The 25,809-nt window shown below is 57.0% G+C and carries 22 protein-coding genes; 11 read left to right on the forward strand and 11 right to left on the reverse strand.

Annotated features, from left to right (window positions below; all coding sequences use genetic code 11):
- Nucleotides 1–53 precede the first annotated feature (53 nt).
- A complete protein-coding gene (locus OSH09_RS11250; protein WP_207873444.1) occupies nucleotides 54–821 on the forward strand; it encodes a crotonase/enoyl-CoA hydratase family protein in 768 nt (255 codons plus the stop codon).
- Between the two features lie 39 nt (nucleotides 822–860).
- A complete protein-coding gene (locus tag OSH09_RS11255; RefSeq protein ID WP_222667611.1) occupies nucleotides 861–2,381 on the forward strand; it encodes a fumarate hydratase in 1,521 nt (506 codons plus the stop codon).
- A gap of 130 nt (nucleotides 2,382–2,511) precedes the next feature.
- On the opposite strand, the gene OSH09_RS11260 is transcribed toward OSH09_RS11255, so the two are convergent.
- On the reverse strand, nucleotides 2,512–3,099 hold the full coding sequence (locus OSH09_RS11260; RefSeq protein ID WP_207873446.1) for a TetR/AcrR family transcriptional regulator: 588 nt from the start codon (nucleotides 3,097–3,099) through the stop codon (nucleotides 2,512–2,514).
- A 132-nt stretch (nucleotides 3,100–3,231) separates the two neighbouring features.
- On the opposite strand from OSH09_RS11260, the gene OSH09_RS11265 reads away from it, so the two are divergent.
- The 5 genes from OSH09_RS11265 to OSH09_RS11285 all read left to right on the forward strand — a co-directional run bounded on the left by OSH09_RS11265 (nucleotide 3,232) and on the right by OSH09_RS11285 (nucleotide 9,027).
- The gene (locus OSH09_RS11265) at nucleotides 3,232–4,434 is read left to right on the forward strand and encodes an MFS transporter (RefSeq protein ID WP_266121021.1); all 1,203 of its coding nucleotides are present in this window, start codon (nucleotides 3,232–3,234) and stop codon (nucleotides 4,432–4,434) included.
- 24 nt (nucleotides 4,435–4,458) lie between these two features.
- Nucleotides 4,459–5,646: an MFS transporter gene (locus OSH09_RS11270; protein WP_266121022.1), complete on the forward strand. Its 1,188-nt coding sequence runs from the start codon at nucleotides 4,459–4,461 to the stop codon at nucleotides 5,644–5,646.
- Between the two features lie 289 nt (nucleotides 5,647–5,935).
- Complete coding sequence (locus OSH09_RS11275) at nucleotides 5,936–6,145, forward strand: hypothetical protein (protein WP_009461274.1); 210 nt, start codon at nucleotides 5,936–5,938, stop codon at nucleotides 6,143–6,145.
- A gap of 139 nt (nucleotides 6,146–6,284) precedes the next feature.
- Nucleotides 6,285–7,490, forward strand: a complete 1,206-nt coding sequence (locus OSH09_RS11280) for a putative DNA modification/repair radical SAM protein (protein ID WP_207873448.1) — start codon at nucleotides 6,285–6,287, stop codon at nucleotides 7,488–7,490.
- Nucleotides 7,491–7,539: 49 nt separating this feature from the next.
- Nucleotides 7,540–9,027: a UdgX family uracil-DNA binding protein gene (locus tag OSH09_RS11285; protein ID WP_266121023.1), complete on the forward strand. Its 1,488-nt coding sequence runs from the start codon at nucleotides 7,540–7,542 to the stop codon at nucleotides 9,025–9,027.
- A gap of 9 nt (nucleotides 9,028–9,036) precedes the next feature.
- Here OSH09_RS11285 and folK read toward each other — a convergent pair whose 3' ends face one another.
- The 4 genes from folK to hda are packed head-to-tail and all read right to left on the reverse strand — an operon-like array spanning nucleotide 9,037 to nucleotide 12,312.
- Nucleotides 9,037–9,489, reverse strand: coding sequence for a 2-amino-4-hydroxy-6-hydroxymethyldihydropteridine diphosphokinase (gene folK, locus OSH09_RS11290; protein WP_266121184.1), 453 nt, complete (start codon nucleotides 9,487–9,489; stop codon nucleotides 9,037–9,039).
- A 29-nt stretch (nucleotides 9,490–9,518) separates the two neighbouring features.
- The gene (gene pcnB / locus OSH09_RS11295) at nucleotides 9,519–10,898 is read right to left on the reverse strand and encodes a polynucleotide adenylyltransferase PcnB (protein WP_266121024.1); all 1,380 of its coding nucleotides are present in this window, start codon (nucleotides 10,896–10,898) and stop codon (nucleotides 9,519–9,521) included.
- Nucleotides 10,899–10,908: 10 nt separating this feature from the next.
- A complete protein-coding gene (locus OSH09_RS11300) occupies nucleotides 10,909–11,610 on the reverse strand; it encodes an HAD family hydrolase (RefSeq protein ID WP_207873451.1) in 702 nt (233 codons plus the stop codon).
- A gap of 3 nt (nucleotides 11,611–11,613) precedes the next feature.
- On the reverse strand, nucleotides 11,614–12,312 hold the full coding sequence (gene hda / locus OSH09_RS11305; protein ID WP_266121025.1) for a DnaA regulatory inactivator Hda: 699 nt from the start codon (nucleotides 12,310–12,312) through the stop codon (nucleotides 11,614–11,616).
- 54 nt (nucleotides 12,313–12,366) lie between these two features.
- Between hda and purM the strand changes: the two genes are divergently transcribed.
- Together purM and OSH09_RS11315 are read left to right on the forward strand one after the other, a co-directional pair.
- Nucleotides 12,367–13,416, forward strand: coding sequence for a phosphoribosylformylglycinamidine cyclo-ligase (purM, locus tag OSH09_RS11310; protein WP_266121026.1), 1,050 nt, complete (start codon nucleotides 12,367–12,369; stop codon nucleotides 13,414–13,416).
- 284 nt (nucleotides 13,417–13,700) lie between these two features.
- A complete protein-coding gene (locus tag OSH09_RS11315) occupies nucleotides 13,701–15,161 on the forward strand; it encodes an NCS1 family nucleobase:cation symporter-1 (RefSeq protein ID WP_266121027.1) in 1,461 nt (486 codons plus the stop codon).
- A 107-nt stretch (nucleotides 15,162–15,268) separates the two neighbouring features.
- Here OSH09_RS11315 and miaA read toward each other — a convergent pair whose 3' ends face one another.
- Nucleotides 15,269–16,207, reverse strand: a complete 939-nt coding sequence (gene miaA, locus OSH09_RS11320) for a tRNA (adenosine(37)-N6)-dimethylallyltransferase MiaA (protein ID WP_266121028.1) — start codon at nucleotides 16,205–16,207, stop codon at nucleotides 15,269–15,271.
- Nucleotides 16,204–18,072 carry a DNA mismatch repair endonuclease MutL gene (gene mutL / locus OSH09_RS11325; protein WP_266121029.1) on the reverse strand — a complete coding sequence of 623 codons (1,869 nt, stop codon included), beginning with the start codon at nucleotides 18,070–18,072 and terminating at the stop codon, nucleotides 16,204–16,206. Before mutL ends, miaA begins: the two co-directional genes overlap by 4 nt.
- A 145-nt stretch (nucleotides 18,073–18,217) precedes the next feature.
- Here mutL and OSH09_RS11330 point away from each other — a divergent pair, with 145 nt between their 5' ends.
- Nucleotides 18,218–18,868: a VTT domain-containing protein gene (locus OSH09_RS11330; RefSeq protein ID WP_042483676.1), complete on the forward strand. Its 651-nt coding sequence runs from the start codon at nucleotides 18,218–18,220 to the stop codon at nucleotides 18,866–18,868.
- Nucleotides 18,869–19,433: 565 nt separating this feature from the next.
- Here OSH09_RS11330 and OSH09_RS11335 read toward each other — a convergent pair.
- Genes OSH09_RS11335 through OSH09_RS11345 form a run of 3 tightly spaced genes read right to left on the reverse strand, consistent with a single transcriptional unit; the run spans nucleotide 19,434 to nucleotide 22,171 of the window.
- Nucleotides 19,434–20,801, reverse strand: a complete 1,368-nt coding sequence (locus OSH09_RS11335) for an N-acetylmuramoyl-L-alanine amidase (protein ID WP_207873457.1) — start codon at nucleotides 20,799–20,801, stop codon at nucleotides 19,434–19,436.
- Complete coding sequence (tsaE, locus tag OSH09_RS11340; protein ID WP_207873458.1) at nucleotides 20,765–21,265, reverse strand: tRNA (adenosine(37)-N6)-threonylcarbamoyltransferase complex ATPase subunit type 1 TsaE; 501 nt, start codon at nucleotides 21,263–21,265, stop codon at nucleotides 20,765–20,767. The genes OSH09_RS11335 and tsaE overlap by 37 nt, the downstream gene beginning before the upstream one ends.
- Before the next feature lie 9 nt (nucleotides 21,266–21,274).
- Nucleotides 21,275–22,171: an AEC family transporter gene (locus OSH09_RS11345; protein ID WP_266121030.1), complete on the reverse strand. Its 897-nt coding sequence runs from the start codon at nucleotides 22,169–22,171 to the stop codon at nucleotides 21,275–21,277.
- A 151-nt stretch (nucleotides 22,172–22,322) separates the two neighbouring features.
- Here OSH09_RS11345 and OSH09_RS11350 point away from each other — a divergent pair, with 151 nt between their 5' ends.
- The gene (locus OSH09_RS11350; RefSeq protein WP_207873460.1) at nucleotides 22,323–23,318 is read left to right on the forward strand and encodes a tripartite tricarboxylate transporter substrate binding protein BugE; all 996 of its coding nucleotides are present in this window, start codon (nucleotides 22,323–22,325) and stop codon (nucleotides 23,316–23,318) included.
- Nucleotides 23,319–23,393: 75 nt separating this feature from the next.
- Here the strand turns inward: OSH09_RS11350 and OSH09_RS11355 are convergent, their stop codons facing one another.
- A complete protein-coding gene (locus OSH09_RS11355) occupies nucleotides 23,394–25,682 on the reverse strand; it encodes an NADP-dependent malic enzyme (protein WP_207873461.1) in 2,289 nt (762 codons plus the stop codon).
- Between the last annotated feature and the right edge of the window lie 127 nt (nucleotides 25,683–25,809).

Raw genomic sequence — 25,809 nt, forward strand, 5'->3', positions numbered from 1 at the left:
TGACCTGATCTTGAAACAGAATCTCGGGCAGCAGTCTAAAGGAGGCTAGGTCCATGAGTGAACTTGTCACGATTGAACGTATCGGCAAGGTAATGTTGATTACCTTGAACCGTCCTGAGGCACGCAATGCCATCAACCTGGAAACCGCGCAGGCGCTGGCCCAGGCTCTGGATGAGTTCGATGCCGACCCCAGCATTGCCGTGGGCGTGCTGACGGGTGCGAATAATACGTTCTGCGCCGGTATGGATCTGAAAGCCTTTGCCAAGACAGGCCAGCGCCCCTATGTAGGCGACCGCGGCTTTGCCGGTATTTGCGAGCGTCCACCTGCCAAACCTCTGATTGCCGCCGTGGAAGGCTACTGCCTGGCTGGTGGTTTTGAAATTGCCCTGTCCTGCGACCTGATTGTTGCCGCCAATAGCGCCAACTTTGGTTTGCCTGAAGTCAAACGCGGCATTGTCCCCGGATCGGGCGGCATGGTGCGTTTGCCCAGCCGTGTGCCTTATCACATGGCCATGGAAATGGTGCTGACCGGCGGTATGTACCCCGCAGCCCGCATGGCAGAACTGGGTCTGGTCAGTCGTCTGGCCGAGCCCGGCAAAGCGACCGAGCAGGCTCTGGCACTGGCCGAGCAGATCGCCGCCAACGGTCCTTTGGCCGTGCAAACCGCCAAGAGCATTATTTCCCAGTCGCGCGACTGGCGTCAGTCGGATTTGTTTGATCTGCAACGCCCTCGTATCGCTGGCATTTTCACCTCTGCAGACGCCAAGGAAGGCGCGACGGCCTTCGCTGAAAAGCGCGAGCCTGTCTGGCAGGGCAAATAGTTTCCCCTTGTTCATCCCGTTTTTTATATAGACGCCACCATGACCACGATCAAAGAAGACGATCTGATTCAGTCCATCGCTGATGCGGTGCAGTTCATCAGTTACTACCATCCCACCGACTATCTGGTGCATCTGGCTCGCGCCTACGAGCGCGAGCAGAACCCGGCGGCGAAAGATGCCATTGCCCAGATCCTGACCAACTCGCGCATGTGTGCCGAGGGGCACCGCCCCATCTGTCAGGACACCGGGGTGGTCAACGTATTCCTGAAAGTGGGCATGGGTGTGCGCTTTGATACCACGCGCTCCTTGCAGGAGCTCTGTGACGAGGGGGTACGTCGCGGTTATCTGAACCCGGATAACCCGCTGCGGGCCTCCATCCTGAACGACCCCTTGTTCACGCGCAAGAACACGCGCGATAACACGCCCTGTATTGTGAATGTCGAACTGATCGCTGGGGATCAGGTCGACATTCAAGTCGCAGCCAAGGGTGGTGGTTCGGAAAACAAGAGCAAGTTCGTGATGCTCAACCCCAGCGATTCTCTGGTTGATTGGGTACTCAAGACCGTTCCTACGATGGGCGCTGGCTGGTGTCCTCCGGGCATGCTGGGTATTGGTGTGGGCGGCACTGCCGAAAAAGCCATGCTGATGGCCAAAGAAGCCCTGATGGAAGACATCGATATGTACGAGCTGCTGCAACGCGGCCCGCAAAGCAAGCTGGAAGAGCTGCGTATCGAGTTGTACGAGAAGGTCAATGCCCTGGGTATTGGCGCTCAAGGTCTGGGCGGTTTGACGACTGTGCTGGATGTGAAGATCAACACCTTCCCAACCCATGCCGCTTCCAAGCCAGTGGCCATGATCCCCAACTGTGCAGCGACCCGTCACGTGCATTTCTCGCTGGACGGCAATGGCCCAGCCGAGCTGACACCCCCACCGCTGTCGGCCTGGCCTGATATTCACTGGGCACCGGATTACAACAAGTCCCGCCAGGTGAACCTGAATGAATTGACTCCTGAAGAAGTGGCTTCCTGGACGCCAGGTCAGACTTTGCTGCTGTCGGGCAAGATGTTGACTGGCCGTGACGCCGCTCACAAGCGTATTCAGGACATGCTGGAAAAGGGCGAGTCCCTGCCAGTGGACTTCACCAACCGCGTGATTTACTACGTGGGCCCGGTTGATCCTGTGCGTGATGAAGCCGTTGGCCCAGCAGGCCCAACCACAGCCACTCGCATGGACAAGTTCACCGAGATGATGCTGGCTAAAACTGGCCTGATCTCCATGATCGGCAAGGCCGAGCGGGGTCCAACCGCGATTGAAGCCATCCGTGCTCACAAGTCGGCTTACCTGATGGCCGTGGGTGGTTCCGCCTACCTGGTATCCAAGGCCATTCGCAATGCGAAAGTGGTGGCCTTTGAAGACTTGGGTATGGAAGCCATTTACGAGTTTGATGTCCAGGATATGCCTGTGACGGTGGCTGTAGACTCGCAAGGCGTGTCGGTTCACAACACTGGCCCTGCCGAGTGGCGCAAGCGTATTGCAGAGATCTCTTTGGTCGCTGTGTAAGACGTGAGGCGGGAGGCCCAGGCTTCCCGGCTTTGTCGATAAAAACCCGCATGAGTGTTTCTGGACTGCTTGTAAAAGCAGCGTCAGCACAACATTCAATGCGGGTTTTTTTGTGTCTGGTGTCGCCTGTTCAGGACTTGCTCAGCAAGCCGCGCAGCAGCAAATCCAGTGCTGCCAGCCCTTTTACCAAGCGGGCATCGCCATCCTCTCCCTGGGCAATCCAGAAGGCGGCTTCGGCCAGACTGCCGTAAATCAGGGAAGCCAGGGCGTGGGGGTCTGCCTGTTCAATGCGTCCTTGATCCATCAGCGTCTGAATCAGGCCTTCCATGGAGCTCACACAATACTGATGAGATTCGGGTGAGGCGCCCCCCAGTACGGCCTTCGCATCACACAAGACAATGCGCTGCATTTCCGGCTCCAGTGCCATTTCCAGATAGGCATGGCAGCGGCGCACAAACCCTTCCCAGGCATCGTCTGCATTGTTTGAAATAGCCTGCAGACGTTCATCCATTTCCGCATCAATCTGATCGACTACCGCGGCCAGCAAACCTTTTTTGTCACCAAAGTGGTGGTAGAGCGCGCCGCGTGTCAGGCCCGCCTGAGCTGTCAATTCGTCCATGGATGTGTCGGCATAACCACGTTCTGCAAAGAAAGTGCGGGCGGTGGCGAGCAGGGTGGCGCGGGTTTCTTCCATCTCGGCGCGGGTACGGCGTGCCATAGTTTCTCCTTACATACGGGCTGAATGTATATTTACATGCATGGCGTATGTATATATTATTTAAACATACGCCTTGTATGTATTGTCGATGCATCACCGTGTCGTGGCAAGCGGGCGTTCACGGAGAATGTAATGGCTCAGCCTTATCGAGAACTTTTTGCCGCGCCTGGCACACGGGGTTTTGCCCTGGCCGGGCTGCTGGCCCGGATTCCGCTGCCCATGATAGGGATAGGAATCATCACCATGCTGTCGCAACTGCGCGGCAGCTATGCCTTGGCGGGGGCGGTGTCCGCCTCTTTTGTATTGAGCTATGCGCTGCTATCTCCGCAAGTGTCCCGTTGGGTGGACCTGCGTGGGCAAAGCCGTGTCCTGCCGCTGGCAACGGCCATTAGTGTGTTTGGTCTGTTGCTCTTGCTGGGGGCGAGCTGGTGGCACGCACCTGACTGGACCTTGTTTGCGGGCGCGGTGCTGGCCGGCTTCATGCCCAGCATGTCGGCCATGGTACGTGCACGCTGGACGGCGATTTATCGTGGTCAGAGTCGTTTGCAAACAGCTTATTCGCTGGAAACCGTGCTGGATGAAGTCACCTTTATTGCCGGGCCGCCTTTGTCGGTAGGTTTGGCGGTTCTGGTGTTTCCGCAAGCGGGTGTGCTGGTTGCTGCGCTATTGCTGATTGCGGGTGTGTTGGCTCTGCTGCTCCAGAAGGGGACTGAGCCACCGATTCAAGTGCAGGAGCAGGGCAGTCGCCCTTCGGTCCTGCGTCTGAATAGTGTGCGCCTGTTGGCCTTGTTGATGCTTGCCATGGGTGTAATTGTGGGCACCGTGGATATTGTCAGCGTGGCCTTTGCCGAGCAGATGGGGCAGCCGGGGGCAGCCAGTCTGGTGCTATCGGCTTATGCCCTGGGTTCTTGCGTAGCGGGTCTGGTGTTTGGTGGTTTGAAGCTGAATATTCCTTTGCATCGCCTGTTGCTGTTGGGCGGTTTGGCCACCGCCGCCACGACTCTGCCTTTATGGCTGGTGACCAGCGTGACGCAGTTGGCAGGGGCGGTCTTGCTGGCCGGTCTGTTCTTTGCTCCCACCATGATTGTGGCCATGTCGCTGGTCGAGCGTGTGGTGCCCGAGCAGCAATTAACCGAGGGCATGACCTGGCTGCTGGCTGGTCTGAATATCGGTGTGGCCATGGGTGCCGCCGCTTCGGGACAGATGGTGGATCAGGGCGGAGCCAGTTCCGGCTTTATGGTCGCGCTTTATGCCGCTGCCCTGATCGTCTTGCTTGCCTTGTGCAGCCATCAAAGTTTGCGCAGGCCTGTAACGGCTCGTTCCTGTGCTGTTTAGCCTTCTTTCCTTGAGTATTTAGCGATGGCTACTTCTTCTCTATCCATGGCCGGGCAGCCTGGCAAACGGCAGTCCTGGTTGGCGGTTAGCGCTGTTGGCTTGGCCACCTTTTCAGTTGTCACCACGGAAATGCTGCCCGTAGGTTTGTTGACTTCCATTGCAGACAGCTTGCAGACCTCGACGGGGACGGCAGGTTTGCTGATTTCCTTGCCTGCCTTATTGGCCGCCTTGTTTGCGCCGTTGGTGGTGCTGGCTTCCGGCGGTGTGGACAGGCGCCGCATCTTGTGTGGCTTGCTGGCCTTGTTGGTGATGGCCAATATTGCGTCTGCCCTGGCTCCCAGCATCGCCTGGATGCTGGGAGCCCGTGTTCTGGTCGGCTTTTGCATGGGAGGGATCTGGGCCATTGCGGGCGGCTTGGCCTCTCGTCTGGTTCCGGCTCAGTCTGTGGGTTTGGCAACTTCGATCATCTTCGGTGGGGTAGCTGCGGCTTCTGTCCTGGGCGTGCCGCTAGGCGCCTTGATGGGCGAGCTGGCTGGATGGCGCTGGGCTTTTGGCGGCATGGCGGTGCTCAGCGCTTTGGTGTTGATCTTCCATCTGGCCGTGATTCCTCCTCTGTCGGTGACACGTTCGACCACATGGCGTCAGTTCACAGAGCAATTTGGCAATCGGCAGTTATGGTTCGGTTTACTGCTGACCTTGATTCTGGTCGCGGGGCATTTCAGCGCATTTACCTTTGTGCGTCCTCTTTTGCTGTCCGTTTCCGGCATAGGATCTGAATGGATAGGAGCCTTGTTGTTTGCTTATGGAGTGGCCGGGATTGCAGGCAATTTCCTGATCGGGATTTCGGCCGCCCAACATACTGAAGCCAGCTTGATGGCGATTGCGTTGGGTCTAAGCATCACTGCTTTGCTTTTCTTGACAGTGGGGGCTTCACCGCTGGGCGGGGGTGCAATTTTGCTGCTTTGGGGGCTGGCTTATGGCGGGGTGTCGGTCGGGCTGATGAGCTGGATGATGAAGGCCGCTGCCAACGCGCTTGAAGTGGCCACCGCTTTGTACGTTGCTGTCTTCAATATCGGCATAGCGCTTGGCTCCTGGCTGGGCGGGCAGACGGTGGATGCTTATGGTTTAAGCGCGAATTTGGGGCTGGCTGGAGCGGGCTCGTTTGTTGTGTTTTTGCTGCTTTTCGGAACAATTTTGCAGCGAAAAAATTGAGCAGAAAAATCGAGCCCGGGCTGATTTTTCCGGATTAGCCAGGGCGCAAGCGCGGGTTATTGCTTATTGGAGTCTTGAAGGAGCGCTGCGACGATGTCTGTCAGAACTCCTTGAAATATTCTGTACATCGTTATGTTGTACGGTATAGGGATGCTTTCTGGCTGACCTCCCCTTATGGGCACACAACGTCGGTATGGGTGGTCTTAATTAAGGGCCTTGTATGACGCAACTTCAGCGCTCCATAACTATTCCGCAGCTCAACCCCACAATTTGGAACACTCTTGAGCTCGTGCGCTTACGCCAAACTCCCTGGCACAAGAAACAAGCCGTTTTTGAACAATTACAGTCGCTGGGATTAGTCCAAGCCATCCCGCAAACGACGCAAACTCCTTCTCCCTTTCCTGCTCCCCTGATCGCCATGTTGACCGAAGAAGGGCGGCAATTGCTGGAAGCCCGATCCAATCATCAAGAGGCCTTGATCAAGCTTCTGGATGCTTGATCCCTTAGTTTGAGCTGGCTTGGCTGGCTTGTCCCTCGCCGGGCAAGCCCGGCCGCTTGCCCTCTTTGAAAACGCGCCGGGTCCGTGACGCCTGGACTGAAAACTGTATAATGCTGTTTTTATATACAGTGTTTCGATCATGGAGCTATCGCGCAAACTCGAAATTCTGGCCGATGCGGCAAAGTACGATGCCTCTTGCGCCAGCAGTGCCGCGCCCAAACGGGATTCCCGTGGGCGTACGGGCTTGGGTGCCAGTACCGGTGCCGGTATTTGCCATAGTTTTACGCCGGACGGGCGCTGCGTGTCGCTGCTCAAAATACTGCTGACCAATTTTTGCCAGTATGACTGCCTATATTGCGTGAACCGGCGCTCCAGCAACGTGCCACGCGCGCGTTTCCGGCCTGCGGAAGTGGTGGATCTGACGCTGGATTTTTATCGGCGCAACTATATAGATGGTCTGTTTCTGAGCTCGGGCATCATACGAAGCTCGGACTACACCATGGAGAGCCTGGTCGAGGTGGCGCGCTCCCTGCGCGAAGATCACCATTTTCGTGGCTACATCCACCTTAAAACCATTCCGGATGCCGATCCGCATCTGATCACGCTGGCTGGTCATTATGCAGACCGACTCAGCGTCAATATCGAACTTCCTACAGATGCGGGCCTGCATCGCCTGGCACCCGAGAAAAGTGGCCACACGATCAAGCGGGCGATGGGGGTGATCCGTCTTGCCCAGGAGCAAGCGCAGGAAGAAAAACTTCCCAAGGTACCCGCCGGGCAAAGCACGCAAATGATTGTGGGTGCGGATGCGGCGGATGACCGCAATATCTTGCAAACGGCGCAGAATCTGTACGGTGCCTACAAGCTCAAGCGGGTGTATTACTCTGCGTTCAGTCCTATTCCGGATAGTTCGTCGGCGCTTCCCGCACAGCCGCCACCGCTTCTGCGAGAGCATCGGCTGTATCAGGCCGATTTCTTGCTGCGTAGCTACGGTTTTCGGGCTGAGGAGCTGTTTCAGGACAAGGGCGATTTGCCCTTGGATATTGATCCCAAATTGTCATGGGCCTTGTCCAACCGGGCCGTATTTCCGGTGGATCTGAACCGGGCGCCGGAGCGCCTGATTGCTCGTGTGCCCGGCATTGGTGTCCGTAATGCCAAGCGTTTGGTCGAGTTGCGTCAGATGCGGGCTATCCGGTATCAGGATTTGATCCGTTTACGTTGCTCCATCAAAACATTGCAGCCCTTTGTCGTGGTACAGGATTACCGTCCTGGTCTTGCCGACGCGACGTCCGACAAATTGCGGCGCATGCTGTCGACCAATCCGCAGCAATTGAGTCTCTTATGAGCACGCTCTGTTCGCCGGCCGGGTTTTTTCCTGACGATGGGGGGCGAGCATGGTGAGCTTGCAGGTTGACGGCGGCTATAGCGCCTGGCGTGAGCAAGCCTTGCGCGCTCTGGCGGCAGGCTGGTCACCAGAGCAGCTTTGCTGGACTGAAAAAAGCCAGGAGGCGGGTGCGGCCAGCCAGCAAATGGGCTTGGATTACGAGCTGTCTCCTCCTGTGTCCTCTATGTCCTTGCGGGAGCCGCAGGTCTGTGAGCCGAGCGCCGGGTTTGCCGTTCGCATTTCGAAAGGGCTGAGCGCCTTGCTGCAGGATGCCGCCTTGTGCCGTACGCCGGAGCGCTGGGCCTTGCTCTATCGCGTGTTGTGGCGTTGGCATCATGGTGAGCGCAGTGTGGCGTCTGTGGCTGACGAGGATGGGGCCCGCTTATATGAAATGGCGAAAGCCGTGCGCAAGGAAAAGCACGACATGATGGCGTACGTACGGTTTCGCCATTGCGGGCAGGGCAAGCGGCCGGAGTATTGGGCCTGGTTCGAGCCCGAGCACGAGGTGCTGGAGTGGATTGCCGACTATTTCTCCAAACGTATGGGGAGCACCTCCTGGTGCATCGCGACGCCACAGCGTGTGGCGCTGTGGGATGGTGAAAACTTGCAGCTGCGTGATGCGCCTGACAATGTGGATCAATTACGCACCGGTCCGTCGGACGATCAGGTGGAAGCCTTGTGGTTACGTTATTACCGAAGCATTTTTAATCCTGCACGTCTGAATGAAACGGCCTTGCAGCAGAGCATGCCCGTGCGATTCTGGAAAGGTTTGCCTGAAGCAAGCCTGATTCCCGCCATGGTCAGTGAAGCGCGTACCGGGGCGCGGCGAGTCGGACAGTCTGGTCTTGTTGCTCGGATGGCGGGCAAGTCGGTAGCGGTGACGGCTGATTCTGCCCAGCCCGTCCGTGGTGAATTGTCTGTGCTGGAGCGTTGCCGGCGATGTGGTCTATGGGAAAACGCGACGCAGGCCGTGCCGGGAGAAGGCCCGAAAACAGCCCGCATGATGTTGCTGGGCGAGCAGCCGGGTGACCATGAGGATTTGGCTGGCCGTGTTTTTGTCGGGCCAGCCGGGCAGGTTCTGGGTCAGGCCTTGCAACGTGCAGGACTTGACCGCGACCAGTTGTATGTAAGTAACGCCGTTAAACACTTCAAATGGCAAGGGCGTGGCAGGCAGCGTTTGCATGTCCGTCCGTCCTCGGCTGAAGTGCAGGCATGCGGACATTGGTTGCGGGAAGAGCTGGCGCAGCTTGAGCCTGCCGTCATCGTCACCCTGGGAGCAACTGCCCTGACGGCCTTGCTGGGCCCGCAGGCGCGACTGGCTGATTTCCTGTCCAAACCCTTTTTGTGGGGCCAGACGTGGATTATGGCGACCTGGCATCCTTCCTATGCCTTGCGCGTAGAGAATGCCGCCCGGCAGGAAGAAATAGTCAGTGGCATTGCCCAGGCCTTGCAAATGGGGTGGCAGCTGGCGACTGAAGTTACGGCGGGTGGCGTTTGAAAGCGGACCCTAGGGCAGCCGCCGGATCTCCTGGTCTTGCACTGTGCTCAGTAATTCCTTCAAGCTGCCTTGGGCCAGCTCAAGTTCAGGGGCCAGATCGGCCAGCGGAACCAGTACAAAGGCACGCTCGTGCATGCGGGGATGTGGCACGATCAGCCGTTCCGTATTGATCTGTTCTTGTCCGTACAGCAGCAAGTCCAGATCCAGGGTACGGGGTGCATTACGGTACAGGCGCGTGCGGCCGTGCTCTTGTTCGATGTGTTGCAGACGGTCCAGCAAATTTTCGGGAGCCAGAGTGCAGGTGAAGCGGACGACTGTATTGACGTAATCCGGACCACTGGAATCGACGGGAGCCGTGCTGTAGAAATGGGCCAGCGTCAGATCCTGGATGCCAGCAGTAGCGGCCAGTTCAGCCGCTGCTGTTTCCAGTGTCTGTCGTGCTTCGCCCAGATTTGCGCCCATCGCGATATAAACGGTGGTACTGCCTGGAATCACGATTCGCTTCCACCTGCTGCATTACTGCGCTTCGCATTAGAGCGACGGCGACGGGTACGACGCTGACCGCTGCGTGAGCCGGTGGCAGTGGTGCCAGCGGGTTTACGCACGGCAATCATAGTGCTGCGTTCTTCATCGCCTGCATCGGCCAGATCCATCCACCACTGTGCTTGCACGCTATCCACCTCTTTGGCTTCGGCGCGTAGTTGTAAAAAGTCCACAGCAGCGCGGAAACGAGGTTGTTCCGTCATGCGCCAGATGGCGCGGTTGGCGATGCGTTCAAAACGGGGCTGCATGAACCAGATTTCGCGCATATCTGACTGGAAGCGCTTTTGAATTGGCATGATGCGGCTTTGCTTTTCCAGGACCAGGTCTGCAGCTTCCAGCAAGGCTTGCTGGGGATGCATGTCCTGAGCACTGCGTCGTTCCCACTCTTGCTTGACCAGCTTCCAGAGCAGGCAGGCATAGATAAAACTGGGGCTGACCGACTTGCCGGAACGTACACGGCTATCGGTACGGGCCAGAGCCATATCCAGAAATTCAGCGCCACCGGGCAGACGTTGAACCGGTTCCACCATAGGCAAGAGCTTGCTGTGCAGACCCAGCGCTTGCAGACGCTGGATGCAGTCCATGGCGTGGCCGCAGTTCAGCAGTTTGAGCGTTTCGTCAGCCAGACGGGACTCGGGCACGTTCTCGATCAGGCGCGACAAGGAACGAATCGGCGCGTCAGTCGCGGGCTCGATGGTGGCATCCAGCTTGGAGGCAAAGCGCACGGCGCGCAGCATGCGGACCGGGTCTTCGCGATAGCGGGTTTCTGCATCACCAATAATGCGCACCTGACGGTCTTTCAGGTCAGCAACACCGTTGTGGTAGTCGATGACGGTTTCGGTCAGGGGATCGTAGTAGAGCGCATTCAGCGTGAAGTCACGACGGGCAGCATCGTCTTCGATGGTGCCGTACTCGTTGTCGCGCAGGATGCGGCCATGTTCGTCGGTTTGCTTGCCGCTGTCGTCGGCCCGGAAAGTCGAGGTTTCGATGATTTCCTGGCCAAACACCACGTGAACCAGGCGGAAGCGGCGGCCAATGATGCGGGCACGACGGAACAGGGGGCGGATTTGCTCGGGCGTGGCGTTGGTCGCCACGTCAAAGTCCTTGGGCTCCAGGCCCACCAGCAAATCGCGCACTGCGCCGCCCACGACATAGGCTTGATAGCCTTCGTGGTTCAGGACCTCGCACACTTTGATGGCATGGCGCGAGACCAGACGTCGGTCTATGCCATGTTCTTCCCGTGTGTAGCGGCGTGGCCCTTTGGGACGCGCGCTTTTGGCTGGTTTGAGCAGCCGGTCGACAAATGTTTTTATTGTTCGCTTGAGCATGCGTCTGATTTTACGATTTGCTGTCCATCATGTCAGCGAACAAATCGATGACGACCCAATTACGCTCGGTAGCCACGGCACGCAGCTTGTCGCTGGGGTTGGTGGCTACGGGGTCCGTCACCACTTCCATCAGGGGCAGATCGTTGGGCGAATCGCTGTAGAACCAGCTACGTTCAAAGTCGGCCAGGGATTTGCCCATGGTTTGCAGCCATTGCTCCACACGGGTGATCTTGCCGGCCTGGAAGCTGGGCACACCGCTGATCTTGCCGGTGTAGCGGCCATCTTTCATTTCTGGGGTGGTGGCGATCAAGTGGTCCACACCCAGCGCGGCGGCAATGGGGCGGGTCACAAATTCGTTGGTGGCGGTCACAATGGCGACCAGATGGCCTTGTTCCTGGTGCTTGGCCAGCAGTTCGCGGGCAGCCGGGCTGATCGAGGGCAGGATCACGGCCTGCATGAACTCGTCCTGCCAGGCCAGCAGCTCTTCCTGGCTGGCGTTGGTCAAGAGGCCCAACATGAATTCGGCCGATTCCTCGGCCGTCAACAATCCTTGGTTATAGCGATCCATCAGGTCTTCATTCAGACGGATGGCTTCAGCGGGGTCACCGACGCGGCCAGTACGGGCCAGAAAGTCAGCCCACTGGTAATCGCTATCCAAAGGAAGCAGGGTGTGGTCCAGATCAAACAGGGCAATAAAAGAAGAAGCAGTCATGACTCAACTAGAAGATTGGGTCTGGCTATTGGCCAGAAGTTCTTTGAGCAGGGGTAAAGTGATCGGGCGTTTCTTTACCAGTGAATAGTTGTCCAGCGCATCGATCAATGCACTCAGGCGGTTCATATCGCGATTGTAGTGAGTCAGTATCCAGCTCAGCACTTCCGCTTGCAGTTGCAGGCCACGGGCCGCAGCCCGCTGTTGCATGGCTTCGGCCCGGTGGGCGTCCGACAGGTATTCCAGTCTGAACACCAGGTCCCAGCCCAGTCGTGTGCGCAAGTCCTCGCGTACTGACATGGTTTTGGGAGCCCGGTCGCCGGAGACCAGCAGCGTGAAGGCGTCGGGCCGGGTGGCCGACTCGCGCCAGCGATTGTACAGTGCAAATACGGCAGCCTGTCCGTGCTCGTCAAAACGCTCGATATCGTCGATGGCCAAGAGGCTGGGAGGAGCTTTGTCATCCGTGGCGATGTCAAAGATGGGCTGGGAGGGAGTATCTGAACTAAAATAGCGGCTGTCGTCTTGACTGGCCATCGCCCGCAGCAGATGTGTTCGACCTGCGCCGGGCGGTCCCCACAGGTAAACCGCGCGTCCTGGACTGCACTGACGCAGAGCCTGCAACGCAGCCTGATTCGCTCCGGCAACAAAGTTGTCCAAAGAGGCAGGCGGTGCTGGAGATATATCCAGAATCAGTTGCTCGGTCATGTGTCGTACAATTTCGTCCAACTCGCAATTTTCACATATCCCACGGCTTTTCCCATGAAAAACACTACTTCTGTTTCCTTGACCTACCGCGATGCAGGCGTGGATATCGACGCGGGCGATGCCCTGGTCGATCGTATTAAACCACTGGCTGCCAAAACCATGCGTGCAGGCGTCATGGCTGGAATCGGAGGCTTTGGCGCTTTGTTTGAAGTGCCTACCCACCTTAAAGAGCCCGTTCTGGTGTCCGGCACCGACGGTGTTGGTACCAAACTACGCCTGGCATTTGACTGGCAGCGCCACGACACTGTGGGTATAGACTTGGTGGCCATGAGTGTCAACGACATTCTAGTCCAGGGCGCAGAACCCTTGTACTTTCTGGATTACTTTGCCTGCGGCAAGCTGTCAGTCGACACCGCTGCTCAAGTGGTTGGCGGCATTGCCAAGGGCTGTGAGCTTTCCGCTTGCGCCCTGATCGGTGGTGAAACGGCAGAGATGCCCGGCATGTACCCCGAAGGCGAATACGACCTGGCCGGTTTTGCGGTGGGTGCGGTGGAAAAATCGCGCATTATCGACGGCAAGTCCATTGTTCCCGGTGACGTGGTTCTGGGCCTGGCTTCCAGCGGCGCTCACTCCAACGGCTACTCCCTGATTCGCAAGATTCTGAAGCACGCCAACGCCAAGCCTACCGACGAGCTGGATGGCCGTCCTTTGGCTGACGTGGTCATGGAACCCACCCGCATTTACGTGAAATCCGTGCTGGCTGCCTTGGCTGCCCACGGTGCGGACATCAAGGGCCTGGCTCACATCACTGGCGGCGGTTTGCTGGAAAACGTGCCACGCATTCTGCAAAAGCACCTGACTGCCCGCCTGAAGCGTGATTCCTGGACCATGCCTGCCTTGTTCCAGTGGTTGCAAACCAACGGTAACGTGGCTGACGAAGAAATGTACCGCGTGTTCAACTGCGGTATTGGCATGATCATTATTGTTCCTGCAGACAAGGCTGAAGCCATCAGCGCAACCTTGTCAGAGCAAGGCGAAACCGTCTACCAACTGGGCGAAATCGTTGAGCGTCAGGAAGGTCAGGCACAGACCGAAGTGGTTTAAAAACCCCGGATCTTTCCGTCAGTAAAAAAGCCAGCTCATTGAGCTGGCTTTTTTTATTCCTGTGACCTGCTTTGAATTGCCCTGTATTACCGCATCGAATCTGATGTATTTGATTTTCAAATAAATATTATATGGATTTGATTATGTCGTTTTTCGAGCTAATCCGAATTTAAGTATTACTCGTACATTCCATAATGTTCCCCGAGCAGCAAGGCTCCTACAGTAGCGACAAGAACGTAGAAATTTTAGCTGAAATGTTAGAAGCAATTTCTGAGGGGAAGAAAATGGAGCATGTCGATTTATCCTTGAAAGATCCGCATCCTGCCTTGCACAACGAGGATCTGGCGCCTTTACCGCGACAAAAGCGTTTGTGGGGCTGGTTCGAGATTTTCAACGTGTGGTCTAACGATATTCAAAGTCTGTTTGGCTATACCTTGGCCGCCACTTTGTTTATTTCTTATGGCCTGAATGGTTGGGCCGTGTTTGCTGGCATTTTGCTGGCCGGTTTTATTGTGATGGGGCTGGTGAACCTGAGTGGTAAACCCAGCGTGCTGTATGGCGTTCCCTATCCCGTGATTGCCCGTATCAGCATGGGTGTGAAGGGCGCGAAGTTTCCTGCCCTGGTGCGCGGGATTGTGGCCATCTTCTGGTACGGCGTGCAGACCTACTTTGCCTCAACGGCCCTGGCTCTGTTGTTCAACGCCTTGCTGGAACACCCCGGCGGTGCCTTGTTCTTGGGCCTGGATTGGGTGGGCTGGCTGTCTTATGTCGTGGTCTGCATTCTGCAGTTGGGCATTTTCCTGATGGGCATGAAGTGGATTACGCGCTTCCTGAACTGGGCAGGCCCTTTGGTGTATTTGGTGATGTTCGCCTTGCTGGCCGTGATTTGGTACAAGGCGGGCAGTGGTCTGCTTGATAAAGTGGGCGAGATCTTTGCCGGTAAAGGTTCTTACGAAGGCGGCCCCTTGATGGCTTTTGGCGCAGTTGTAGGCACCATGGTGGCGTACTTTGCCGCCGTCGTGATCAACTACGGCGACTTCTCGCGCTTTGTGAAAGATGAGCGCAGCATGCGTATCGGTAACTTCATGGGCTTGCCTGTCAGCTTGGCCGTGTTCTCTTTCCTGGCCTTGTTCATTACTGCAGGTACGGCTGTGCTGTTTGGCGAAACCCTGACCAACCCCACTGATATTGTGGATCGTGTCGATAGCCTGGCGTTGACGGTGATCGCGGCCTTGACCTTCTTTGCCGCAACCGTGGGGATCAATCTGGTGGCTAACTTCATTCCACCGGCATTTGACTTGGCTAACCTGAAGCCCGAGCTGATCTCTGCCAAGATGGGCGGCATTTTGACCGCCGTGATTGCCTTCTTTATTGGTGCCTTGTGGCTGCCTTTGATCAGCGCCATCGGGATTACCGGCTTTGTGGACACCTTGGGTGCCTTGCTGGCTCCCTTGTACGGCATCATGATTGTGGACTTCTACCTGATTCGTAAACAGCGTGTAGTGGTGTCGGACCTGTTCAGCCTGGAAGAAAGCGGTACTTACTACTTCCAGAACGGCTGGAACAAACGTGCGATGGCGGCATTCTTTCTGGCCGCGGTGTTTTCCGTGGCTACCGTGTGGGTGCCCGCGCTGGCGAATTTGGCGGGTTACGGCTGGCTGATCGGCGCTTTATTGGGCGGCGTATTTCAATACCTGGCCATGCGCAGCAAAGTCTTGCCCAAGCTGAGCAGCGCTTCGGTATAAAAACCGTCGTTCAGGTCAAAAACTGTCTCTTCGAGCGGCCCCTTGGCAGTCGGATACGATCCGACCGTCAAGGGGCCATTTCCACAAACGAGTCTTTTACTTGTGTATCAGGCTGGCCAGATCTGGCGTGCCGCTTGCACAATCTGCTCGGCGGCTTGCGGGTTCTGGCAATTGAATTGCAGACGCTCGGGCTCGGAGCGCAGCCAGGTCAATTGACGCTTGGCCAACTGGCGGGTCGCAGCAATAGCCTGTTCGATAGCCAAGTCCAGGCTGACTTCGCCGTCCAGATATGACCACAGTTGCCGATAGCCCACACAGCGGATGGAGGGCAGACCGGGATGCAAATCAGGGCGCTGGTAGAGCTTCTCCACTTCCTGCAGCAGCCCTTGCCCGATCATGTCGTGATAGCGAACCGCGATACGTTTATGCAGCCAGGACCTGTCTTCTGGCTCCAGGCTCATGGTGATGTATTGATGGCTCTCTTCTTGCGGCTGGGCTTTGTCCTTGAGCCAATCGCTCATGGTCTTGCCGCTGATATGGAAAATCTCCAGTGCACGTTGGATGCGTTGGCTATCACGGGGTGCCAGGCGGGCCGCGGTCACAGGGTCAATGCGAGTCAGCTCTTCATGCATGCCCGGCCAGCCGATCTCCTGAGCCCGTTCATCCAGTTGCTGGCGAATGGCAGGGTCGGCCTGCGGCAAGTCGTTCAAGCCTTCACGCAAGGCTTTGTAATACAGCATGGTGCCGCCGCACAGCACGGGGTAATGCCCGCGTGCCTGAATCTCCTGAATCAGTCGGGTGGCGTCGGTGGCGAACTCCGCCGCCGAATAGCTTTCTACCGGGTCGCGAATATCCAGCAAGTGGTGGGGGATAGCGGCTTGTTCCTCGGCGCTGGGCTTGGCGGTGCCAATGTCCATGTCACGGTAAATCGTGGCCGAGTCCATCACAATCACTTCAATCGGCCAATGTTGGGCCAAGGTGTGCGTGGTCGCGCTTTTGCCGCTGGCGGTTGGTCCAGCCAGGCACAGAATGGGTAAATCGTTCATTGTCCACGCATAAAAAGTTTGTCCAGCTCGCTGAGCTTCCATTGGAACCAGGTGGGGCGGCCGTGATTGCACAGGTCGGCCCGGTCAGTCTGTTCCATCTTGCGAAGCAGAGCGTTCATCTCGGGGATGCTCAGGCGGCGGTTGGCGCGCACGGCACCGTGGCAGGCCATGGTGGAGAGCAGTTCATTGCGTTGTTCGTCCAGATGGCGTGATGAGCCTACCTGGGCCAGATCGCGCAGCACGGCACGGGCCAGGGATTCGATATCGCCTTGAGCCAGGAGGGCAGGGACGGCACGCACGGCCATTGTGGTGGGACCTGCCGGGTTCAGGCTCAGGCCCAGGTCGGCCAGGGTTTCCTGATGTTCATCCAGCAGGGCGATATCGCTTTCCGAGCAGCTAAAGACTACGGGGACCAGCAAGTCTTGGCGAGGCAGCTCACGACCATCCAGCGCCTGTTTTAATTGCTCATAGACCACACGTTCGTGAGCGGCGTGCATGTCCACCAGAATCATGCCCTGGCGGGTTTCCGACAGAATGTAGATGCCGTGCAATTGGCCCAGTGCCATGCCCAGGGGAAATTCGTCGGTCGCGCTATCCGTGTCACTTTGATAGCTGGTGACGGGGGTGTTGCTAGAAACAGGCTCAATCGGCCGATACATGCTTTTCCAGTCTGCACCACCACCGGAGGGCTCACGCATGCTGAAGCTGGATTGCCAGCCTTGTCGAGCCGGGTGGCTGTAAGGCATGGCAGGTTCACTGCTGGTGTAAGGACTGTTGGCAGAGCCCGGAGCCTGCGAAGGGTAGGGGGCTCCCGGCATTGGTGGCTGAGTGGCACTTTCGGGCAACGGCATGGCGGCGACGGGAGTCTCTCCGGCCATAATGCCTTGCGCCAAGGTTTGTCCCACGGATTGCAGCACAAAACGATACACTGCACCGCTGTCACGGAAGCGCACTTCGTGTTTGGCTGGGTGCACGTTCACGTCCAGAGTGGACGGGGCGATGTCCAGAAACAGAGCATAGGCAGGTTGGCGGTCACCATGCAGAACATCAGCATAAGCACTGCGTATGGCGTGCGACACGGTGCGGTCACGCACGAAGCGGCCATTCACAAACAGGAATTGCTTGTCTCCGCTGGGGCGAGCGTGAGCGGGGTGAATCACCAAGCCTCGCAAGCTGATCAGACCTTGCTCCTGAGCAACGGGCAGGCTTTGCTCAATAAACTCTTTACCCAAAATATCCAGCAGGCGCTGTTCCAGCGTGCCGCTGCGCCAATGGCGTTGGGGCTTGTCGTTATGGAACAGACGAAAGGCAATGTGCGGCTGTGCCAGGGCGATGCGCTCCAGCGCAGTAACGCAGTGGCCGTACTCGGTGCCTTCGGTGCGCAGGAACTTGCGACGGGCGGGGATTTCATCAAAGAGCTGGCGCACATCAACATGCGTGCCAATCTGCCCGGAAGCAGGTTGCGGTTCGCCTTGGCCCAGCGAATATTCCCAGGCGTGGGAATCGTCTTGCGTGCGCGAGTTGATCGTCAAGCGAGCGACGGAGGCAATCGAGGGTAGAGCCTCTCCCCGAAAGCCCATGGAGGCCACAGACTCCAGCTCTTCCAGTGAACGAATCTTGCTGGTGGCATGTTGCAGCAGCGCCAGGGGTAATTCTTCCTGCGTGATGCCGTGGCCATCGTCGCTGACAGAGATACGGCGTATGCCGCCGCCGTCCAGACGAATCTCGATGGCACTGGCTCCGGCATCAATCGCGTTTTCCAGCAATTCCTTCAGGACAGAGGCCGGGCGCTCGATAACTTCTCCGGCTGCAATTTGGCTTACAAGCAGGTCTGGGAGTGGGATAATACGGCGTCTTGATGACATAGGGCGACTGGCCTTGTGTGTATTCAGGGTTGAACGCAGCAGGTTCAACGGGTTTCAAACGGTAGCGGCTTATTTTAACCGCTTGCTCTATGGTGTCGGTCTGGCCAGTACCGGACTGGCGGGTTTGTTATTTTGGTGTGGAACTATGCCCGATTTACTCAGCATGATCCTTCATATTGACCAATACCTGGGTGTGTGGGTCGAGCAGTATGGAGCCTGGATTTACCTTGTTCTGTTCTTGATTATATTTGGCGAGACCGGGCTTGTGGTTTTGCCATTCCTGCCAGGTGATTCCTTGCTGTTTATTGCCGGAGCCTTCGGGGCGTCGGGCATGCTGGACCCGGTGATGCTGGGTGGCTTGCTGATCGTGGCAGCCGTGCTGGGCAATACCGTGAACTATCACGTAGGGCGGTATATAGGCCCGAAAGTCTTTACCCAGGAATCCCGATTCCTGGATCGCCGTGCTTTGGTCAAAACCCATGCGTTCTATGAGAAGCATGGCGGCAAGACCATCGTCATTTCCCGCTTCCTGCCCTTGTTCCGTACCTTCGCGCCCTTTGTGGCCGGTGTGGGCCATATGAATGCCATGCGCTTTCAGATGTACAACATTACCGGTGCGGTACTGTGGATTTGCAGCTTGATTACCCTGGGCTACTTCTTTGGTAACGTGCCTTTCATCAAGGCGCATTTGAATACCATCGTGCTGATTGGTATTGCGGCTGCTGCGGTGCCTGTTGTAGCTGGGGCCTTGTGGAAGATCTTCAAACGTAAAAGCAAGGGTGATGCGGCTTTGTAGGCTTTGAGGCTGCATCGCTTGGCTGTTAAAGGCCAGGAAGAGGACGCTAGAAGGCGTCCTTTTTTTCGAGTATCTGTTAGGTGAAGTGCTTGTTAGTGGGAGTAAAGGCTGCCGCAAAGTCTGGGTTCAAGTGTTTAAGGTAATCCATTGGTGCTCGTCGCATTCCTGGAGTCGCCGCCCCTGCTTGAGCACATTACAAAGAATGCCTCAGTTTTCTTGAGGGGGAGCAGCTAGTCTGCAGGCGGGACTCTGGCCCGTGCTGCGCACGGGTTCCCTTGTCTCTTGAGCTATCCAGGCGCCCCGTGAACTCGCGCGATAGCTCGTCCCCCGGACGAGCTATAAGCGTCGCGCTCAAACAGCACGGGGCTTGCATCCTGGATAGCTCAAGAGCCTGCGGCCAGACTCCTAACTCGCCTTCCGACTAGCTGCTCCCCCTCAAGAAAAAGCCACACCAGTTAGCGCTCAAACAGAGCGCTGCTCTCTCAGGGTATCCCCAGAGGCTACAAACGAAAAAAAGCGCAGCAAAAAGTTGCTGCGCTTTCTTAAAGAGCCACCAGGCTGATATTTAACTACGGCTAGCCAGTGCCGGAAATTCAGCAAAGTATCCGCGAATCCCTGTCAGGATGGCTTGTGCGATCTTGTCCTGATGCGAGGAACTGCGCAGCAGACGCTCTTCTTCCGGATTACTGATAAAGGCGGTTTCGATCAGGATGGACGGAATGTCCGGAGCCTTGAGCACAGCAAAACCGGCCCGCTCAACACTGCGTTTGTGCAAGCGGTTGATCTTGCCGATTTCGCCTAGCAGGTGAGCACCCACTTTGACGGAATCGTTAATCTGCGCGGCTGTAGACAGGTCCAGCAGAATTTGCGCAACCTGACGGTTATGGGAGCCCAGGTTCAGGCCACCGATCAAGTCGGCATCGTTCTCTTTCTTGGCCAGCCAACGGGCCGCCGAGCTGGTTGCACCGTTTTGGGACAAGGCGTAGATAGACGAACCACGCGCACTGGGTTTGATCCAGGCGTCAGCGTGAATACTGATGAACAGATCCGCTTTTACTCGGCGCGCTTTTTGTACACGCACTTGCAGCGGCACGAAGAAGTCCGAGTCGCGCGTGAGATAGGTACGCATATTGGGCTGGGCATCGATCAGGCGCTTCAAGCGTCGGGCGATATTCAGCACCACGTCTTTTTCACGTGTACCGCCGGGGCCGATCGCACCGGGATCTTCACCACCATGACCGGGGTCAAGTGCAATCAGCAAGGGGCGATTGGGCGTGCCGGGCGTGGCCGCAGGCGAAGGAGAGCGCGGTGGGGTGGTAACAGGCGGGGGTGTTCGAGCGACGGGCGGCAAAGTCTGCCCTTGTACCGTAGGCACAGGAGCGTCGGGCGAGTTCTGAGCCAGGCTTTCCAGTACGGATGCTAGGGGATCGTTGTCGTCCTGAATTTGCAAGGCCAGCAGCGGGTCTTGGGCCACGCGAGGGTACAAGTCCAGTACCAGACGGTACTTGTATTCACCCACGGGCTTTAGCGTAAAGATCTGGGGGGCGACGGGTTGCTTCAGATCCAGCACCATGCGCACAACGTCGGGGCGGTTCTGGCCCACGCGAACGGAACGGATATAGGGATCGTTAGGACGGACCTTGGAAACCAGCTCTTCGATGGTGCGGTTCATGGTCAGGCCCTGGATATCCACCACCATGCGGTGCGGATTCTCCAGCGTGAAGTGCTCGGCCTTGAGTTCGCTATCCATCTCCAGGGTGACGCGTGTGTATTCGTCTGCTGGCCAGGTGCGGACAGCCACAATCGTGCTGGCGTGCGCCAGGCGTGGGATGACAGGGAGCAGGAACAGGGTAGTGGCCGTGGCGACGAATCGGCGACGGGCCTGGCCGGCTGGGGCTACTTCTGCTGGCTGGGGGCGAGTGTCGTAATCCATAGCGTTCCTTTGGCGCTGCGTGCATCCAGGGTGGCCAAACGACCGTCACCACAATAATCCAGGTGTAAATCCAGATCGGGCTCGGGCAATAAATCCCCTGCTTTTTCGGGCCATTCGATCAGCACAACAGCATTGTCTTGCAAAATATCGCGAAAACCTGCGTCGACCCATTCTCGTGGATCGCTAAATCTATAAAAATCAAGGTGATAGAAGTATAAGCTAGAAACTTTATAACTTTCAAGTAAAGCGTAGCTAGGACTTTTGATACGACCGGTAACGCCGCAAGCCCGCAACAGGGCTCGAACGAAGTGGGTTTTACCGGCGCCCAGGTCACCATGAAGATGAATTCGGCCACCCGTCGGCACTCCGGACACCTGGCCGCTCAGTAGCGGGGCAAGGCGCTCGGCCAAGGCCGTGGTGGCGTCCTCGTCAGGCAAGGACAGGGTTAAAGCTTGCGGATTCATAGGCTTGGATCAGGTAGCGAGGGATAACCACAGTGGAATGGTCAAGCCCGCTAGTATAGTGCCGATCGACATGGTCAGCGCGACCAGACGGCTATCGGCTCCCATGCGGGCAGCCAGTACGTGGGCAGAAGAGGCCGTGGGCAGAGCGGCAAATACCAGTAACATCTGGCGCTCCAGTGCGCTCATATCCAACACCCAGGCAATAGCCAGTGCGGCAACTGGTAGCGCCAGCAGCTTGATGGCCGTAATCCAACTGATCAAGGCACCTGCCTGACGTGACCCTTGCAAGGATAAAGTGGCGCCTACACACAACAAACCGATGCCCAGGGCACAAGCACCCAGTCGGCTAAATGCCAATTGAAGGGGGGCGGGGACAGAGAAACCGGCCAGATTCCAGGCCAGGGCCGCCACCGTAGACAAAATCAATGGGTTTTTAAGCAGCTCAATGGCAATACGGCCTTGTTGCCCCCGTGCGAGCACGGTTACCGCCACCATATTGGCCATAGGCACAGAAAAACCAACCAGCAAGGCCATGACGGCCACGCCTGATGGCCCGGCAATGGCGCTGGCCAGGGACATGCCTAAATAGGTATTGAAGCGGAACGCGCACTGGGTCAGGGCAGCGTGCTGCAAGGGTTCGGGTTTCAGAATGGGCAAGGCCAGCCAGGCTAATGCCGTGCCGACCGCTATCAGGGCGGCTGCCGCGACTAATAGCGGCCAGGTATCACCCAGGTTCAGCGGGATGCGAGTAATGGAATCAAACAGCAGGGCTGGAAACAGCACGTAATAGACCAGCTTTTCGGCACCCTGGAAAAACTCCCGGCTGAAATGGAAGCGATGAAGCAGTAAAGCACCCAAGGCAATCAACAGAAAATCGGGCAGGATCAGCGGGAATATTGTGGCCATGATGACGGTAAATAGAAGCAGATATAGGTATATCCCCTGTGGGTCTCTGCTTTCATAATTAACAATTGTTGGGGATTAGCTGCGCTATTATTGGTGAGTTCCCCTTACCCAGGGGATGGATCTACAAAAAGACTAAAGAGGAGATGTTCCCATGATAGAGAAGTTTCCCAAGAAATTTGCGCTGCTATCCCTTTGTGCAAGTTTGTCGGTAATTGGTACAGCTACCGTTGCCCATGCTCAAGCTGATTATCCTAATCAAGCTATTCGCGTCATTGTTCCTTTTGCTCCTGGTGGCTCCACGGATATTGTGGCGCGTATCGTCACTAAGGGGATGAGCGAGGTCCTGGGCCAGACCATGGTTGTGGAAAATAAAGGTGGTGCTGGTGGTGCGATTGGAGCGGCAGAAGCGGCTCGCGCTAAACCCGATGGCTATACCTTGTCGATTGCCACTATCTCGACTCTGGCAGTGAACCCCGCTTGCCGTCCTAATGATTTGCCTTACGATCCTTTGAAAGACTTTGTGCCGGTCAGCAACTTTGCGAACCTGCCCAACGTGATCGAGGTCAATCCCAAATTCCCGGCACAAAACTTCAAAGAGTTTGTGCAACAACTGAAAGACAATCCCGGCAAATACTCCTACGGTAGCTCGGGCACGTGCTCGGTGCTGCACTTGTTTGGTGAAGCCTTCAAGCTGGAAACGGGCACCGATATCGTGCACGTTCCGTACCGTGGCGCAGGCCCGGCTGTGACAGATGCGGTGGGCGGTCAGATCAATGCCATGTTTGATAACTTGCCATCCTCCATGGCACAGATTCAGGCGGGTAATTTGCGAGCCCTGGCGATTGCCTGGCCCGAGCGTCTGCCTGCTCTGAAAGACGTGCCTACCTTGGCGGAAGAGGGTTACCCACAACTGAACAGCCCGGCCTGGTACGGTTTGCTGGCTCCTAAAGGTACGCCTCCTGAAGTCGTCGCCAAACTGCATGCAGCCGCTGCAGAGGCCTTGAAAAAGCCCGAAATCATTTCGGCTTTGGAAAAGCAGGGTGCAACACCCTCTGGGAATTCGCCTGAAGAGTTCGCCAAGGAAATCAAAGAGCAGTACGACTGGGCTCACGACGTGGTCAAGAAAGGCAATATCAAGCTGGAATAAGCTTTTGGCGTTTAGCGTCACCCATAAAAAAACCGGCCTTTTTAAAGGCCGGTTTTTTGTTTCTGCAACTAAGGCTTAGCCGCGATTGGCTTGCAGTACGGTCAGTGCAGTCATATTGATAATGCGACGCACGGTAGAGCTGTAAGTCAGGATGTGCACCGGAGCATTAGCACCCATCAGGAAAGGACCAATAGCCACGTTGCTGCCTGCGGCGGTTTTCAGCAGGTTGTAGCTGATATTGCCTGCATCCACGTTCGGGCAGACCAGCAGATTGGCCGAGCCTTTCAGGGACGAGTTAGGCAAAGTACGGCTGCGCAGGGATTCGTCCAGCGCGCAGTCGGCGTGCATTTCGCCGTCTACTTGCAGGTCGGGTGCCTGTTCCTGAATCAGCTTCAGGGCTTCGCGCATCTTGGGGCCGGAAGCCGCTGAGTCCGAACCGAAGTTGGAGCGCGACAGCAAGGCAACCTTAGGCTCCAGGCTCAGTGTGCTCAACATGCGGGCCGCTTCAATCGTGTATTCGGCAATTTCCTGTGCGTTCGGGTCGTCGTTGACGTGGGTATCCGTCAAGGCAACCGTGCGCTCGCCCAAGAGCAGGATGTTCATGGCGGCGTACACGCTGGAGTTGGGCTTGCGGCCGATCATCTCGTCGATGTAACGCAGGTGGTTGTGGTAGGAGCCGATCGTGCCGCAGATCATGCCATCGGCATCGCCCAGGTGCACCATGGTCGAGCCAATCAGAGTCAGGCGACGGCGCATTTCCACGCGAGCCATTTCCTTGCTGATACCGCGACGGCACATTTTTTCCCAGTACGTTGTCCAGTACTGGTGGAAACGGTCGTCGGACTCGGGGTTGGTCACTTCCACATCCACGCCCAGACGCAGGCGCAGACCAAATTTCTTGATGCGGGACAGCAGCACGGCAGGGCGGCCAACCAGAATCGGGTGAGCCAGCTTCTCGTCCACAATCACTTGCACGGCACGCAGAACGCGTTCTTCTTCACCTTCGGTAAAGACGATGCGAGCCTTGCCGCCTTCGCGTACCAATTGCTTGGCCACCGCAAACACGGGCTTCATGAACGCGCCGGAGTGGTAGACGAACTGCTGCAACTTGGCGATGTAGCCTTCCAGGTCAGCGATAGGGCGGGTAGCCACACCTTCTTCCATGGCGGCCTGGGCCACGGCAGGGGCGATACGCACGATCAGGCGTGGATCGAATGGCTTGGGAATCAGGTAGTCGGGGCCAAAGCTCAGACCGTACCCACCGTAGGCAGCGGCCACGGCTTCGTCTTGCTCTTCTTCAGCCAGGGCGGCAATGGCGCGTGCAGCCGCTTTTTCCATGCCACGGGTAATGGTGGTCGCACCCACATCCAGCGCACCGCGGAAGATGTAAGGGAAGCACAGCACGTTATTGACCTGGTTCGGGAAGTCCGAACGGCCAGTTGCCATGATGACGTCATCGCGAGCGGCCTTGGCCACTTCAGGCAGAATTTCGGGGGTGGGGTTGGCCAGTGCCATCACAAAAGGACGGTCTGCCATTTTTTGCAGCATTTCAGCTTTCAGCACGCCACCGGCGGACAGACCCACGAACACGTCGGCATTTTCGATCACATCAGCCAGCTTGCGGGCTTCGGTTTCTTTGGCGAAACGGGCCAGTTCAGGCACTTGATGGCCGGGGCGACCTTTGTAGACCACGCCATCAATGTCGGTGACCCAGACGTTTTCTTCAGGCAGACCCATGTCCACCATCAAGTCCAGGCAAGCCAAAGCGGCTGCACCGGCACCGGAGGTCACAACCTTGATCTTCTTGATGTCTTTGCCGACGACTTTCAGGCCGTTCAGGAAGGCAGCCGTCACACAAATGGCGGTACCGTGCTGATCGTCGTGGAAGACGGGGATATTCATGCGTGCGCGCAGCTTGCGCTCAACTTCAAAACACTCGGGTGCCTTGATGTCTTCCAGGTTGATGCCACCAAAAGTCGGCTCCAGACCGGCAATGATGTCGACCAGCTTGTCAGGGTCGGTTTCGTTGATCTCGATGTCGAACACGTCCAGACCAGCAAACTTCTTGAACAGAACGGCCTTGCCTTCCATCACGGGTTTGGAGGCCAGCGCGCCAATATTGCCCAGACCCAGCACTGCCGTACCGTTGGAGATCACACCCACCAGATTGCCACGGCCGGTGTAGCGGAAGGCATTTTGCGGGTCGATAACAATTTCTTCACAAGCGGCGGCTACACCGGGCGAATAAGCCAGGCCCAGATCGCGTTGGCTGACCAGGGGTTTGGTGGCGGCAATCGTCACTTTGCCGGGAATCGGGAACTCGTGATAATCCAGTGCAGCTTGTCGATCTACGGGTGAACTCATAGTTTCCTCTTGCTCAGGCGTCAAACAGGTGTTTGGTGGAATCTGGGAATGGCGTGGGAAGTAGGCACCAGCGCCGCTTTTCAACAAGTGTAGATAATTAAACAGGCCAGGGTATTAGGGCTTATTA

The sequence above is a fragment of the Alcaligenes parafaecalis genome (genome assembly GCF_026344135.1).
GTDB classification, from domain to species: Bacteria; Pseudomonadota; Gammaproteobacteria; order Burkholderiales; family Burkholderiaceae_B; genus Alcaligenes; species Alcaligenes parafaecalis.